Annotated in this window: 12 protein-coding genes and 1 pseudogene; 6 read left to right on the top strand and 7 right to left on the bottom strand. The window is 42.0% G+C overall.

What is annotated here, in order from left to right; genetic code table 11:
• Nucleotide 1: 1 nt before the first annotated feature.
• On the bottom strand, nt 2–1276 hold the full coding sequence (locus tag V7L20_RS29875) for a DUF4331 domain-containing protein (RefSeq protein ID WP_334747553.1): 1275 nt from the start codon (nt 1274–1276) through the stop codon (nt 2–4).
• 349 nt (nt 1277–1625) lie between these two features.
• Between V7L20_RS29875 and V7L20_RS29880 the strand changes: the two genes are divergently transcribed.
• A complete protein-coding gene (locus V7L20_RS29880; RefSeq protein WP_094350216.1) occupies nt 1626–1820 on the top strand; it encodes a DUF2256 domain-containing protein in 195 nt (64 codons plus the stop codon).
• Nucleotides 1820–2773: an isoaspartyl peptidase/L-asparaginase gene (locus V7L20_RS29885; RefSeq protein WP_334747554.1), complete on the top strand. Its 954-nt coding sequence runs from the start codon at nt 1820–1822 to the stop codon at nt 2771–2773. Before V7L20_RS29880 ends, V7L20_RS29885 begins: the two co-directional genes overlap by 1 nt.
• Nucleotides 2774–2992: 219 nt before the next feature.
• Here the strand turns inward: V7L20_RS29885 and V7L20_RS29890 are convergent, their stop codons facing one another.
• Both V7L20_RS29890 and V7L20_RS29895 read right to left on the bottom strand, forming a co-directional pair.
• Nucleotides 2993–3175: a hypothetical protein gene (locus V7L20_RS29890; RefSeq protein ID WP_334747555.1), complete on the bottom strand. Its 183-nt coding sequence runs from the start codon at nt 3173–3175 to the stop codon at nt 2993–2995.
• 76 nt (nt 3176–3251) lie between these two features.
• A pseudogene (locus V7L20_RS29895) lies at nt 3252–4010 on the bottom strand (calcium-binding protein); the annotation flags it as partial.
• A 147-nt stretch (nt 4011–4157) separates the two neighbouring features.
• On the opposite strand from V7L20_RS29895, the gene V7L20_RS29900 reads away from it, so the two are divergent.
• Nucleotides 4158–4298, top strand: a complete 141-nt coding sequence (locus V7L20_RS29900) for a hypothetical protein (protein ID WP_334747556.1) — start codon at nt 4158–4160, stop codon at nt 4296–4298.
• A 130-nt stretch (nt 4299–4428) separates the two neighbouring features.
• Here V7L20_RS29900 and glmU read toward each other — a convergent pair whose 3' ends face one another.
• The 3 genes from glmU to V7L20_RS29915 all read right to left on the bottom strand — a co-directional run bounded on the left by glmU (nt 4429) and on the right by V7L20_RS29915 (nt 8730).
• The gene (gene glmU / locus V7L20_RS29905) at nt 4429–5808 is read right to left on the bottom strand and encodes a bifunctional UDP-N-acetylglucosamine diphosphorylase/glucosamine-1-phosphate N-acetyltransferase GlmU (RefSeq protein ID WP_334747557.1); all 1380 of its coding nucleotides are present in this window, start codon (nt 5806–5808) and stop codon (nt 4429–4431) included.
• Between the two features lie 312 nt (nt 5809–6120).
• On the bottom strand, nt 6121–7356 hold the full coding sequence (locus V7L20_RS29910; protein WP_334747558.1) for a two-component system response regulator: 1236 nt from the start codon (nt 7354–7356) through the stop codon (nt 6121–6123).
• A gap of 441 nt (nt 7357–7797) precedes the next feature.
• Entirely contained in the window at nt 7798–8730 is a 933-nt protein-coding gene (locus V7L20_RS29915) for a tRNA (5-methylaminomethyl-2-thiouridine)(34)-methyltransferase MnmD (protein ID WP_334747559.1), read from the bottom strand.
• A gap of 198 nt (nt 8731–8928) precedes the next feature.
• On the opposite strand from V7L20_RS29915, the gene V7L20_RS29920 reads away from it, so the two are divergent.
• Nucleotides 8929–9750, top strand: a complete 822-nt coding sequence (locus V7L20_RS29920) for a sulfurtransferase (protein ID WP_334747560.1) — start codon at nt 8929–8931, stop codon at nt 9748–9750.
• Between the two features lie 75 nt (nt 9751–9825).
• On the opposite strand, the gene V7L20_RS29925 is transcribed toward V7L20_RS29920, so the two are convergent.
• Nucleotides 9826–11295 carry a hypothetical protein gene (locus V7L20_RS29925; protein ID WP_334747561.1) on the bottom strand — a complete coding sequence of 490 codons (1470 nt, stop codon included), beginning with the start codon at nt 11293–11295 and terminating at the stop codon, nt 9826–9828.
• A 558-nt stretch (nt 11296–11853) separates the two neighbouring features.
• Between V7L20_RS29925 and V7L20_RS29930 the strand changes: the two genes are divergently transcribed.
• Both V7L20_RS29930 and gor read left to right on the top strand, forming a co-directional pair.
• Complete coding sequence (locus V7L20_RS29930) at nt 11854–13356, top strand: FecR family protein (protein ID WP_334747562.1); 1503 nt, start codon at nt 11854–11856, stop codon at nt 13354–13356.
• Nucleotides 13357–13700: 344 nt separating this feature from the next.
• The gene (gene gor / locus V7L20_RS29935) at nt 13701–15077 is read left to right on the top strand and encodes a glutathione-disulfide reductase (RefSeq protein WP_334747563.1); all 1377 of its coding nucleotides are present in this window, start codon (nt 13701–13703) and stop codon (nt 15075–15077) included.
• Nucleotides 15078–15111: the final 34 nt, after the last annotated feature.

Below are 15111 nucleotides of genomic sequence, written 5' to 3' on the forward strand. Positions count from 1 at the left end.
CTTACAAAGGATTACCTAAATAAGGGAAGGTAGAAAGAAAGTTAGCATTATTAGGCCCAACATTATCGCTAGTCAGCGCCGGAATTTGTCCTGTAGTAATCCCTGTAACTGCATTACCAAAGACAACAGATGCTGTTACATCGATTACGTCATCTTTTGGTCTTCTACCACCAAAGTTGTTGCCTAACTGAGTACCAAAATAACTACCGCTAGCTTTAGAAAGGTCAGCTTGGATCACATCAGGAATCGCCACTGAGATCACTGCATCGGCTATGCCTTTCGGTCTTCCGATCGCTTTGACAAAGGTTTGAATAAATTGGGATTGATTGCTAGCGTCTTGTGTTGGTGTCTGAAGATTACTATTATTATGATCCTTGTAGTCCATAAAAAGTTCATTCAGGGCTGGAACTGCTAACCGCTCAATCTGAGCTAAATTCCCGTTTCTGAGTCTAGGAGTTCTAACACTAGTTGTTATCCAAGCACCAATCTTGCCTTTACCAAGCAGTTTCCTGGGTAGCTCGACAATAATTGAGTGAACATTGAATGGCGCTAGGGTGTCTTGTGCTTGTCCAGGTGGTCTGAAGGTAAGAACTGTGAAGGGAGGATTGGGATTAGGCTGAATATTATAATCACGATCCGGGATGATTTTGAAGAACTGTTCCAGATCGAAAAAGAACGGGTCTTTGCGTGTCCCAACAAAGAACTTTATGCCGTTAGATGCGGAGAATGTTTGGTTGAGTTGCCCCGTCCAACTTACTGGAAGCAAAGCTGACGTTGTTCCTACTTTGATTGGACTACTTGGGCCGCGCACTGTGACCGTTTGCTGTGAGCCTTTACCATTTATATTGAATTGAAGTACGACATCTTCAATACTGTCGCCAGTGTTATCAATCTTGAACTGATAAAGAACATTTGGCTCGAATGGTCTGTTTTCACCAGAAACGATCAGAGGGTCGAAATCCATCACTAAGACAACATTTTTGGGGTTTGTCGGACTCTCAAACACAAACAAATCTGTGAGATCCGCAGCAGTAAGCCTACTGGCAAGAAAAATTGTGTCCTGGTGGTCTGAAGCCAAAGCTTTAGGGGTTGCATAGGTTAGGACTACCAGCAAAATAGCGACAAATGCCACTATAGTACGAAAAAAACGAGTAGCTTTAGTCCAATATAGCGATCGCTTGATCCGAAAAAATGCCATATTTTGCACTAGTTTATCTATAAATACCAAGCCTTCAGTTGGTATAAAAGAAGTAAGGCTTTGAGCATTTATTCTCATAGTTGCCTTTGTTGAGGTGTTTTGTCTCTAGTATTGTATGCGTAAATAGTGCGGTTATTACCAAAGCGCCTTACAGCTTATTAGCTCCTATTACTCACTTTCCACACCAAAACTTGCTCACTTTTCTAGTTTATAGTTGTAAGACTTATTTAATACATATACACTACATCTGATTTTGTCAGTATTTCTGCTCATAGTTCTATATTCCTAGACAAGTAGCTCAAAAACAAGTCTAAGGATAGATTGACATTACATTTGTTCGCCGAAAGTTTCCTTCCTTCCTAGCAAACTGGTTATAATTATTTTCCATCTCTCTCAGAAATTAAATTCTTATATACACAGCATTTATATGGGACGTGTTCGTTCTAAATCTGACCTACCTACAAAAATCTGTCCGGTATGTCAACGTCCTTTCACATGGCGTAAAAAGTGGCAAGATTGTTGGGACGATGTGAAATACTGCTCAGAACGTTGTCGTCGTCGCCGTTCTGAAGCTCAAAATGAAACTAACCGCAACACAGACGCAAATAGCGCAAGAGATTAATGGAGTTACAGGTGCAACCTAAATTAATTATTCATGGGGGGGCTGGTAGTTCTCTCCACGGTAAAGGAGGATTAGAGGCGGTGCGCCAATCGCTCCATACAGTAATAGAAGAAGTCTATTCTCTACTATTATGCGGAGCAACTGCCTCACAGGCGGTGGTGCATGGTTGCCAAATGCTCGAAGATAACCCCCGCTTTAATGCTGGTACTGGTTCAGTACTACAATCTGATGGGCAAATCCGCATGAGTGCTTCGCTGATGGATGGCGCATTAGGACGGTTTAGTGGTGTAATTAATATTTCACGGGTGAAAAATCCCATTGAGTTGGCACAATTTTTACAAAACTCGCCAGACCGAGTGCTATCAGATTTCGGCTCGGCTGAGTTGGCGCGGGAAATGCAACTTCCCAGCTATAACGCTTTAACTGATTTGCGGTTACAAGAGTGGATACAAGAACGTCAGGATAATTTTAAAAGTGCAATGGCTGGCGTAGTAGCAGAACCCGAACTGATAGAAACCAGCAATACCGGACGCGGAACCATCGGTGTGGTAGTTTTAGATGCATCGGGTAAATTAGCTGCTGGCACTTCTACAGGTGGTAAAGGCTTTGAGCGGATTGGCAGAGTAAGTGATTCTGCGATGCCAGCAGGTAATTATGCTACTAATTATGCTGGTGTTAGCTGTACTGGCATTGGCGAAGATATCATTGATGAATGTTTAGCTCCGCGGATTGTAATACGTGTCACTGATGGAATGTCTTTGAAGGAAGCCATGCTGCGATCCTTTGGAGAAGCGCACCAGAACAAACGGGATTTGGGAGCGATCGCTTTAGATTGTAGTGGAGCGATCGCTTGGGGCAAAACTAGCGAAATCTTACTCGCCGCCTACCACGACGGCGAAAAAATTGGTGATACTTTGGAGTGGAATGATAGTGAATTAATTGGCTATTGTTGACCGGGTAATTAATTATGATTTCCACATCTAAATAGCTCAGAGTTTTTAGTGAAGAAATAAGCTTCAAGTTTCTGAAGTTGAAGTTTCAGGTTTTGAAGTTGGAGTTTCATGTTTTGAACTTGGAGTTTCCTGTTCTCAACTCGGAGTTTTGTGCTCCAAACTCGGAGTTTCCTGTTCTCAACTCGAAGTTTCCTGTTCTGAACTCGGAGTTTCCTGTTCTCAACTCGAAGTTTCCTGTTCTGAACTCGGAGTTTCTTGTTTTGAACTAGAAGTTTCCTGTTCTGAACTAGAAGTTTCCTGTTCTGATACCGTTTCTTTGTGAAGCTGTGCTAAATCTCTTAATTTCTTATTTCTTGGCGTACTTGGCACTCTTGACGGTTCGTTTTTTATTTCTTGCCCCATAAGCGTATCTTCATACAGAATTGGTATGAACTCGGAGTTTCCTATTCCAAACTCGACATTCCGTGTTTTGAGCAAACTACACTTGCAACAGAAAATCTGATGCCGTGAGAGTTGGCGCACCAGTTAGAGTTGCAAATAGACCACCACTGCCAAAACCAGCCGCACAGCCATTTTGGTTGTAAAATAACTGCCCACTCACAGGATCGTAGACAATTTTCGCTGTGCTAGTCGCTGCTAAATTCGTGACTTGAAATTCCTTCAAGTTACTAAAACCTGTTCCCACAGTAGAGGTAATTGTACTAAAGGTAGTCTTATCCAGTACAATCTTGTCACCTTGGGAACTGTTGAAGTCAGCGATCGCATCTTGACCAATAGCAGTCAAGGCAAAAGTAGCATCGGTGTTGTAAAGGAAAGAGTCAGCACTTACACCACCAGCAAGAATATCATTGCCGAATCCACCCACAAGAGTATCATTACCTTCTCCACCGATGAGAATATCATCGCCTGACCCGCCCCGCAACAGGTCATTGCCACTGTTGCCATTAATGATGTCATTACCTCCTTGACCATTAATCACATCATTGGATTTATCAAAACCTGCGATGTTATTGTTTAAGTCATTGAGGAAGGTGACAGTGTTTTTGTTGAAAATGCTAGTTTGAGTAGAGTTAGCATTAATCACATCAAAGCTGTCGGTGATGCTTGTTTGCCCATTAAACTCTATATTGCCAATAGCTACTGAAGTTGAAGTTGCTGGCAGGTTATCCAGGTTTTTTAAGAGGAAGTTTTGCAGAGTTACTTTGGTATCACCCTCATTTTCAAAGGTGACTTCTAAGTACAGCTTTGCGTAAAATCGTAGCGTTTTTAATGCAAGGAGACACATTAGCATTGTCAGCCGATGCATTGGCATTGTCAGCCGATGCGTTGGCATTGCTAAATTTAATTCGTTACGAATTAATGAAATGCTGTACTAAGTACAGCTTTGCGTAAAATCGTAGCGTTTTTAATCCAAAGGGACGCATTGGCATTGTCAGTTGATGCATTGGTATTGTCAGTCGATGCATTGGCATTGCAGGGTATTGCCAAATTTAATTCGCTACAAATTAATGAAATGCTGTACTAAGTTCTAGCAGTTCTTCCATGTTATATGTTGAAATTTCGGCTTCACTACTAATCTAGCTAGATTAAACATCTTGCAAAAATCCTGGTTTATTGTCTAAAATCACGGCTCAACTGCGATTAACACAGATGAATTATTTGTGTTGATCTGTGGTTTCATTTTCAACACTTTTCCTGCGCCAAGCTGGTTTCACCACCTGACGACTACGGGCAATCACCAGAGAATCATCAGGCACATCTTCTGTAACTGTAGAACCAGCTGCAATATAGACATCATCTCCCAAGGTGATTGGAGCCACTAAAACGCTATTGGCTCCAGTTTTTGTGCGATCGCCGATTTTGGTACGATGTTTCTTCACGCCATCATAATTGGCAGTAATTGTACCTGCACCAATATTTACCTGATTGCCAACAACGGTATCACCTATATAGGATAGATGTGCAGCATTAGTGCGATCGCCTAATTGAGTATTTTTCAATTCCACAAAATTACCCACACGGCAACCAGCACCCACTTCTACCTGAGCGCGCAAATGAGCATAAGGCCCGATTCGGCTTCCTGCCTGCACAGTGCTATCTGTCACCACCGAATACTGCACCGTGACATTTTCAGCCAAGTAGCTATTTTCAATTAAACTTCCCGGCCCAATGTGACTTCCTGTTTGAATCACTGTATTTCCCCGCAGGTGAGTTTGGGGTTCAATAATTACATCCGACTGTAATTCGACTGTTTCATCAATGGTGATGCTTGTGGGGTCGATGAGGGTGACACCCGCTAACATCCATTTTTCCTTGACTCGTTTTTGCAAAATCTCGTAGGCTGTTGCCAGTTGTAAGCGATCGTTAATGCCGAGAATTTCTTGGTAATCTTCCACATCCACTGCCATAACTTTTCCTACTTGAGTCACGGCATCAGTGAGATAGTATTCTTTTTGAGCATTGTTTGCTTGTAGGTCGGGAAGCACCTTTGCCAAATCTGGCCAGCGAAAGCAGTAAACTCCAGCGTTAATTCGGTGATTTTGTCTTTGAACAGCACTACAATCCTTGTGTTCGACCATTTGCTGCACAATATTTTCATCGTTACAAAAAACTCGCCCGTAGCCCGTAGGATCGGATAGGTTCGAGGTCAGAATAGTGGCAGCGTTTTTATTTTGGGCATGAGTTTGTAACATCTGCTTGAGGGTTTCGCTACGTATCAAGGGTAAATCGCCGTTAAGTACCAGCAAATCCCCAGTATAGTCTTCCAAGTGAGGAAGTAATTGCTGGATGGCATGACCTGTCCCTAGTTGCACAGTTTGTTCAACAAACTCTAAACTGGGAATTGAATGCATGGCGGCTTGCACTTCCTCGGATTGATACCCTACAATTACGATTCGCCGTGAGGGCGAAACTGGTTCTACACTTTCGAGAACTCTTTCAACTAGCGATCGCCCACCCAAAGAATGTAAAACCTTGGGTAAGCATGATTTCATCCGTGTGCCGCGTCCCGCCGCTAGAATTGCTACAACTACCATAATTAGCTATCAGCTATCAGTGAAACTATGATTAACCTAGTTTGGGGATTTAAGTAAAGAGCTTCTATCAAGCAGCGCGAATGGAAGCCTAAATCTAAATCTCTGTCACAAAACGTAATTGCGTAAAGCCTGCGGCATAGCTGCGCTTAGAGCTAAGCGGGGTGTAGCAAGAGTGCGAATTGGTTTAATGCTATTGGTACTTGAAAATATTGGCTCAAATTATACCAGTTAATCATAGAAGACTGAAATATACAATGAGTCAGGATTATACCAATTTTTGCTCATCACGGCAGCTACAAAATTTTTTACTCCCTACTCGTTTTCATAATAGGAGAGAATAAACTTGGCAAATTGCCACATTAATTTGGGATTACGCCAACCGGAATCAGTTTCTTGTTGCATCACTGAAAGTGCTTCTGTTGAAGTAAAAGCTTTTTTGTAAGGTCGTTCGCTGGTTAGGGCATCGTAAATATCAATTAACTGAAATACTTGCGCCAGGTAGGGAATATCATCCTCTTTGAGTCCATCAGGGTAGCCTGAGCCATCCCAGCGTTCATGGTGATGACGAATAATGGGAATTACACCCCGCATACTGCGTAGTGGCTGGCAGATTTTTTCTCCAATCAAAACATGCTGCCGCATGATCTGCCAATCTTTGGGGGTAAGTTTGCCTTTTTTCAGCAGCACAGCATCGGGAATACCCACCTTGCCGATATCGTGGAGATAACCACCCCACATCAAATCTCGAATTTGGTAACGTGAGAGGTTGAGGTATTCACCAAAAACTTGTCCCAGTTTTACCAGGCGTTCACAATGGTCGCCTGTATTGGGATCGCGACTTTCAATCGATATAGCAATAGAAAATAGTACTTGTTCGGCATGGTCTAAATCTTCGTTCAGACGCTTCTGCCGCACTAAGGACTTTACACGCGCCGCCAGTTCCACACGATCAAAGGGTTTGGTGAGAAAATCATCTGCTCCAACTTCAATTCCCCGAATACGCGATCGCCTGTCATTTAAGGCCGTAATAAAAATCACTGGAATTAACCTAGTCTGTTCATCCTGCTTGAGTAATTGGCACACTTCAAATCCATCCATTCCTGGCATCATTACATCCAGCAAAATCAAATCTGGTTGTTTTTGAGTTACCAACCCTACAACAATGGAACCACTATCCGCCTCAATCACTTCGTATCCTTCCATCCCCAAGAGGGCAACAGCAGTCAGGCGACTGGCGGCATGATCGTCAACTACTAAAACCTTCGCCGGATCTAAATCAAACTCATTCACTTTAGAACCTTTGGTTTGTAGTGTTCTAGAGACCAATGAATCATCAGCACAATTAACATCAGGTTTTATCCAAGAAGACACTGCTTGGTTATCTTTAGGTATCAGGTCTTCTTGAGATAAGCCTAAAGAATAGCCCTCAACATTATTTTGCAATCCTACGGCAAGATTTGAACCGATACTCTTCACTATGCTAATAGGGTTTGGGTCACTAACAATTTGTTCTGTAAAGCCTGTATGGTTGGATTTCCATTGAATCACAAAGGCACTCCAGTTTTTTGCACAAGTTAACAGTGTCAGATTTCAAAAACAAATTTAATATTCAACTATATCTGAGCCAGAGTTTTAATAAAGATTATGCATTATATCAAGCTACGTATCTAAGTTTTTCGCAGCATCTATCTTTTATGTTACAAACAAGGGGTATCTTGTTGTCAAATTTTTTGTTTTGCTTCTAATTCCAGTATGATTAATTGGTACAAATCTTAAATCAGGTTTTCTACGGACATTTTTCATCTAGCGAAGCTAAAAGCCTTTAATTGCTTGTTTTATATCGAGATAATCGGTTTTGAATGTTAAGTCTCTATACTAATCATTATGTATATCACTTTTTACTTACTCAGTTATAACAATATTTATATTACTTTAAAATGGTATGTAGTATTGAATACTACTGAAAACATAACTACAAACTCATCAAAATTAATCAGACAGACCACTAGTTCCTATAAAATCTCTGCCTTGTGTTTCTAATAGCCACCTTTTTCGCCAATGGGAGGTAGGTTCGAGTGAAGAGGCTTGTTGCTCTTGTTGTCGCCGCATCACTATGACTTCGGTTGAATCGCTTAATCCAGGATCGCGATACGGAATAGCAGCACGGGTTAGCAAGTGTTCTTTTTCAGCTTGTGAGAGCATAGGGAGTGCTGAGTAGTCTTTAGACTCAGCACTCTTAGAATGGGCTGCCAAAGTACCAGGCGATCGCCTTCCCACAGGTAGGGTAGAACCGATTGCCAAACCAGCAGACAAAAGTGCTGTGCGTACAGCAGCAGCACAAGAATAGGTAGCTAATAAACCATCTTGATGTAAACACAATGACAGTTGTTTAATAAATTCAACAGTCCATAATTGAGGACATTGAGGTGGTGAAAAGGGATCAAGGAAAATTGCATCTGCCCAGAAACCCGAGTGACGTAGTAGGGTTATCGTAGTTCTAGCATCGCCAATTAATAGCTTTGCTTTTAAACAAGGTGTTTGCACTTGATGCTCAAAAGCTAGCTGGGATAAAATTTCAATATAGTTACAGTTCCAATTGTCGAACAAGTGATGAGCGATCGCAGCTTGTGGCACTGCTGGATTCAGTTCTAAACCGATTACTTCAACACAACAGTTAGGATTCACTGCCCAAATTGTCTGCAAAGCAGCAACTGTGTTATATCCTAGACCATAACAAATATCCAATAGTCGCAAAACTGGTTTTTGGGCAGCTGTAGTCAGTTGAGTAGGTTCCACAAACTTGAAAAAACTCTCCTGCTTTGCACCATAATGGCTGTGAAAGGATTCACCAAACTCTTGAGAGACAAAGGTGAAAGAACCATCTGCTGTTAACTTAGGTGTAAAATTTTCTAAGTCTGACATTTTATCAAAAAACTAAATAATAACCAATGCTATTCAAGAGTCCTGAGTGGGGAGTGGGGAGAATAATTCTTAACTCTTGTACAGACGCGATTAATCGCGTCTCTACTCCAAACTCAGCACTGTTTTGCCCCATGCCCAATACTTCGGCTTCTTTACGAGACGCACTCGCGTTCGCTTAGTACAAGTGCCCCACTCCCAATGCTCAATCCTCAATTTGTTATTTCGCCAGCTTGGCTGTTTGAACATCTAGAAGATCCGCAAGTCGTTATTGTGGATTGTCGCTTTTCTCTAGCCGATCCACAACTAGGGCGACAACAGTACCAAACAAGTCATATAAAAGGATCATATTACCTAGATTTGAATCAGGATCTTTCCAGTCCAGTGAGTAAACATGGTGGGAGACATCCTTTACCTAACCCTAATGATATAGCTAACAAATTTGCAGCGATTGGGGTAAATTTCCAAAAAAGTTTAGTTGTAGCTTATGATGATTCGCGCTTTGCCTTTGCAGCTCGTCTATGGTGGGTTTTGCGCTATTTAGGGCATGAACAAGTAGCAGTAATGGATGGAGGCTTTGCTGGATGGCAAAAAGCTGGGTATCCTGTTACAGATATCATTCCTCAGCCCCGGATGGGTACGTTTGTAGCTCAAGTACAAACAGAAAAGGTGGTAGATATTACAGAGGTAAAAAGCCGAAAAGATAGCCATGAGGTAGTATTGGTAGATTCAAGAGAAAGCGATCGCTACCGAGGTGAACGAGAGCCAATTGATAAAATTGCTGGACATATTCCTGGTGCAGTCAACTATCCTTGGCAAGAAGTTACAGACTCTTCCGGCTACCTACTGTCTCAACCAGAACAACGTCGTCGTTGGGAACAGCTAGAAACAGCCGAGGAAATCTTGGTTTATTGCGGTTCTGGCGTTACTGCTTGCGTAAATTTACTTTCTTTAGAATTAGCTGGTATTAGCAAGGGTAAACTTTATGCTGGCAGTTGGAGTGATTGGATTAGTTATATGTAGTGAGGAGTTAGGAGTGAGAAGTTAATAATTAAAAATCCAAAATCCAAAATCCAAACTCCAAACTCCTAACTTTTATCAAAACTGACCTAATTGCAAACTGTAATTAATAGTGAAAAACCAGCCATCAAAATCAATGTTTTCGGCGGTTGAACTACCTAAACTCACTCCAGCCTGTACACTCATATTACTGGTATCAGATATTCGGTAATTTAAATGCCCGAATAGCCGATGAAATTGGTCTTCTCGATCGCGCTGTATAAAGTCCGAAAAGTTCACCTGATAGTCAATACCAACCTGGAGAGGCTGTTGCAAGTAGTAGTTTAGAGACACCCAAAAAGAATTGATTATCCGATCACGACTTTGGGGATCAGCAAAATTTACACTCAATTCGTAAAAGCTATTTAGTACTAATTTTGAAGTTAGGGGATCTCGCCGTCCTAAAGACACTTGGAAGGAATTCTCATTTAAAAAGCGATCGCCTGCTTTGAAGCTATCCAGGCGATCGCTGTTGTTGGCATAAAATAACTGTTGATTGCTCCAACTAACTTCTCCATACATTCGCTGCGATAGCTGCTGGTAAATACTGAGATTAAATCTTACCTGGTTGTAATCGTATTGTGATTGATTGATATAACGAATGAGATTGCCATCAATTGAGCCGTTTAAAAAAGTCTTAGTTCCCAAAGGGAAATATGCAGAGGTTAACGTCAGCCCAGAAAAAATTAAACCATCTTCTATAGGAATATCTTTTGAGGAAAAAATATTACTCGTTTGGAAGTAGGCTATATGCCCTTGTAGATAGCCTATAGGTTTAAACTTAATTACGGGTTGTTCTATTGGTGGCAAAGTAGGCTGTTCTAGGGGTCGTAACCGCACTCGCAATCCCAATTGGCGATCAATATCAGATTCAGGTGGCTGTTTTGGCAATTGTAGCAGCTGCATTAGCCTCTCTAGCCTTTGGGACTGATTTATCTTAGGTGCATTCAACAGTTCTTCTTTTGAGTCAGGAGGAGATGTAGGCAAATTACTTGGTTGCGATTCTAACTGTGGCGGGTCATTTTGCTTTTGAGTATCTTCAGGTTCTTTGGTTGTGTCTGGAGCTTGAGTAGTTTCGGGTGTTTGCTGCGCCAGCTTTAACGAAGAAGCAGACAAAAGGGGGCAGGGGACAAGGGAAAATGAGTCTGAATCCCCCACTTCTATAAATTGGTTATCGTACCCTAGGGGAAGCTGGCGCAACAGGTGGGGTCGAATCCCAATATTTACTATCTCCCCTGCTTTCTGCTCCCTGCTCCCTTGCCTCTTTTTCAACGGCATCTGCGAGTTTGAAGGATGCAATTCACTGGACTGCTTGCACAAAAAGTTAATTACCTCTTGTTCCAAATTCTCACATAGCTGATAATTTACCTGTGTGCTTGCTAAATTTTTAGAATGCAAAATATCTGTATTTGCAGATTCTGCCGCATCTACTCTAATGCAACACCAGCTTCCACCACTGGAAACTAATAAAATACAAAAAAACAAATTCTTCCAGTTTTTGAGTCGCATCTGTTAGATTGCGTTGATCGCCTTAAGCAAATGTATGTATAAGACCCACAAGCTGTATCATAAGTTCCAACTCAGAATATATTAATTGAGTACATCTATCTTAGCTTTGAAGGTATATACTGAAACTACAAACTGGAATTGTTACTTTTCGGATTTTTTCCGAGATTATTTTGCAAAACTGAGATGATCGGATACAGTTACAGTTTATGCTCAAATGTAGTTAAATCCAGACGGTGAGTTATTTTACAACAGATACCTAACTATTTTTTGTCCCTGTAGCTGATCTGATTAAAATGGATTATTTATAAGGTACTCCTGATTTAATTATTATTGATATCAAGTATTAACCTTGAAATTTCCCGCAGGCTTTATTTTATGTAATGCCATTTTCATAAAAAATTAAACTAACTAAACATATAATCTATTTGTTGTCAATTTTGTCTATTAAATTTAGACTAAATTATAGATAAATTTATTAAATAAATTAGCTATAAAAATTAGTAGCTGCTTAAAATATTAATTTTTTGGTAATAATTGAAAATCATAAGTTATCAAATTATGTTTTATAAATCGTTTCCATTGTTAGTGATTGGTTTATGGGGAGCTATAGTACTACCTTTGCCAAATAAAGTAAATGCCATAACCCCTTTGACACGAGCAGAGATTCAAGACCTCCAAAACATCGTACAACTAATACCCAAAGATAAACTCAAGAAACGTCCTGCACGTAAGTTAGATGCAATGACTCCTGGGGACGGGCTGTCAACTGGTCGAGCTTCGTTAGCAGATTTGCGTTTCAATGATGGCTCTTTGGCACGAGTTGGAGAACAGGCATTATTTCAATTTTTGCCGAAGACTCGTGACTTTAAACTGTCAAATGGGACTGTATTGCTGCTCATCCCCGCAGGAAGGGGGCAAACACGTATACAAACGCCAAGTGCAGCAGCAGCAATTCGTGGTTCAGCATTATTTGTACGCTACGACCAACAAACAGACACCACAATTGTGGGTGCGCTCACAGATAGTGGCATTGAAGTTTCTAACAAGGATGCTTCTGAAACAAAAGTGCTAAAAGCAGGGCAGATGATAATTTTAATTAAAGGGGAATTTCAGAACTTATACGATTTTGATTTAAGAAATTTTTATGAAACGAGCCAACTGGTTCGGGAACTTGATTTGAACAGGCAAAGTCCTGTCCCCACACATCACGATCCAGCAATCACCAGTGTTCAAGCTGAAACTACTGCGGCTTTGAAAGCACAGCCATCGGTAAAAGGCGAGGGAGTAATTGAAATGCGGCTAACTCGTCCTAATAACCCAATTGAGAAATCACCCAACACTTCAACTGAGATAACATCCGTAACCTCAACTGAGAAATCACCCAACACTTCAACTGAGACAACATCTGTAACCTCAACTGAGAAATCACCCAACACTTCAACTACTCCAACGCCCGTAATTCCAACTACTTCAACATCCGTAACCCCAACTACTTCAACACCCGTAATTCCAACTACTTCAACATCCGTAACCCCAACTACTTCAACGCCCGTAATTCCAACTACTTCAACACCCGTAACCCCAACTACTCCAACGCCCGTAACCCCAACTACTCCAACGCCCGTAACCCCAACTACTCCAACGCCCGTAACCCCAACTACTCCAACACCCGTAACCCCAACTGAGCCAACACCCGTAACCCCAACTCCTCCAACACCCGTAACCCCAACTCCTCCAACACCCGTAACCCCAACTCCTCCAACACCCGTAACCCCAACTGAGCCAACACCCGTAACCCCAACTGAGCCAACACCTGTAACCCCAACTGAGCCAACACCCGTAACCCCAACTGAGCCAACACCCGTAACCCCAACTGAGCCAACACCCGTAACCCCAACTGAGCCAACACCTGTAACCCCAACTCCTCCAACACCCGTAACCCCAACTGAGCCAACACCTGTAACCCCAACTGAGCCAACACCTGTAACCCCAACTGAGCCAACACCTGTAACCCCAACTCCTCCAACACCCGTAACCCCAACTCAGCTTCCAAGCACATAAAAACTGTTAATGGGGGTACAAGATGCTCTGCAAATGCCGAACGCGGTTGGTTTTGTCATAATTTTAATTTTGCATAAGTACTGTGGAACTTAGCTACTCCAATGCAATAGCACAAACTTATGCCCAAAACCAGAGGCAGAACCATAACGAAGAATTTTAGTTACTGCCTCTACAGCAACCAAAGCAAAAAGTGATATTCCCTACGACCAGAGAACATCTGCTAACGCTAGATTAAATCAAGGACAGGACTTACACAGGGTTCACCGGATATCCTTATATAGTTCAATGACGTTTTCTGTGTAAGTTACCAGGAACTGATTTATTGCTAAAGAGAACATAAATTTATGACTTTTGATTACGACCTGTTTGTAATTGGTGCGGGCTCTGGAGGCTTGGCGGCTTCCAAACGGGCGGCTAGCTATGGGGCAAAAGTGGCGATCGCTGAATATGATTTAGTTGGTGGCACTTGTGTGATTCGTGGTTGCATTCCCAAAAAACTCATGGTCTATGCCTCTCACTTTCCTGCACTATTCAGTGAAGCTTCAGGCTATGGCTGGAAAGTAGGTAATGCCGAGTTAGACTGGAAATATTTCATTACATCTATAGATAAGGAAGTTCGACGACTGTCGCAACTACATATCAGCTTTTTAGAAAAAGCGGGAGTAGAACTAATTTCTGGTCGCGCTACATTGGTAGACCCCCATACAGTAGAAGTGGATGGACGCAAAGTTACAGCAGATAAAATTTTAATTGCTGTTGGTGGGCGTCCCATTAAGCCAGATTTACCAGGGATGGAATATGGGATTACCTCTAACGAAATTTTTCATCTAAAAGAACAACCAAAACACATTGTCATTCTTGGCGCTGGTTATATTGGCACAGAATTTGCGTGTATCATGCGTGGTTTGGGTTCTGAGGTTACACAAATTACCAGAGGTGAAAAGATTTTGAAGGGGTTTGATGAGGATATCCGTACAGAAATTGAAGAGGGGATGACGAACCACGGAATTCGGCTAATTAAGAATAATGTGGTAAAAACAGTTGAACGCGTGCCGGAAGGTTTTAAACTGATTTTATCAGGGAAAGACCAAGAACCAGTAATTGCCGACGTGTTTTTAGTGGCAACTGGTCGAACTCCCAATATAGATGGACTAGGTTTAGAAAACGCTGGGATTGATGTTGCTGCTACTTCTATGGAAGGGCCCGGGTACAATACCACAAATGCGATCGCAGTCAATGAATATAGTCAAACTAATCAACCCAATATCTTTGCCGTTGGCGATGTCACAGACCGAATCAATTTAACTCCCGTCGCCATTGGCGAAGGTCGCGCCTTTGCTGATAGTGAATTCGGCAATAACCGCCGCGAATTCAGTCACGAAACAGTTCCTACAGCCATATTTTCTACCCCAGAAGCCGCTACAGTCGGCTGGACAGAAGCCGAAGCACGGGAAAAACTCGGTGATGCCGTCAAAATTTTTCACACTCGCTTTCGCCCCATGTACTATAGTTTGACTGGTAAGCAAGAAAAAACAATGATGAAATTGGTGGTTGATAGCAACACTGACAAAGTGCTAGGCGCTCACATGGTGGGTGAACATGCCGGTGAGATAATTCAAGGTGTAGCGATCGCACTGAAGATGGGCGCAACTAAAAAAGACTTTGACGCCACCGTTGGTATCCATCCCTCAGTAGCGGAAGAATTTGTCACAATGCGGTAATCAGATTTAGGAGTTAAGAGTTAGGAGTTAAGAG

The organism is Nostoc sp., assembly GCF_036916735.1.
In the GTDB taxonomy this organism is placed as follows: Bacteria; Cyanobacteriota; Cyanobacteriia; order Cyanobacteriales; family Nostocaceae; genus Nostoc.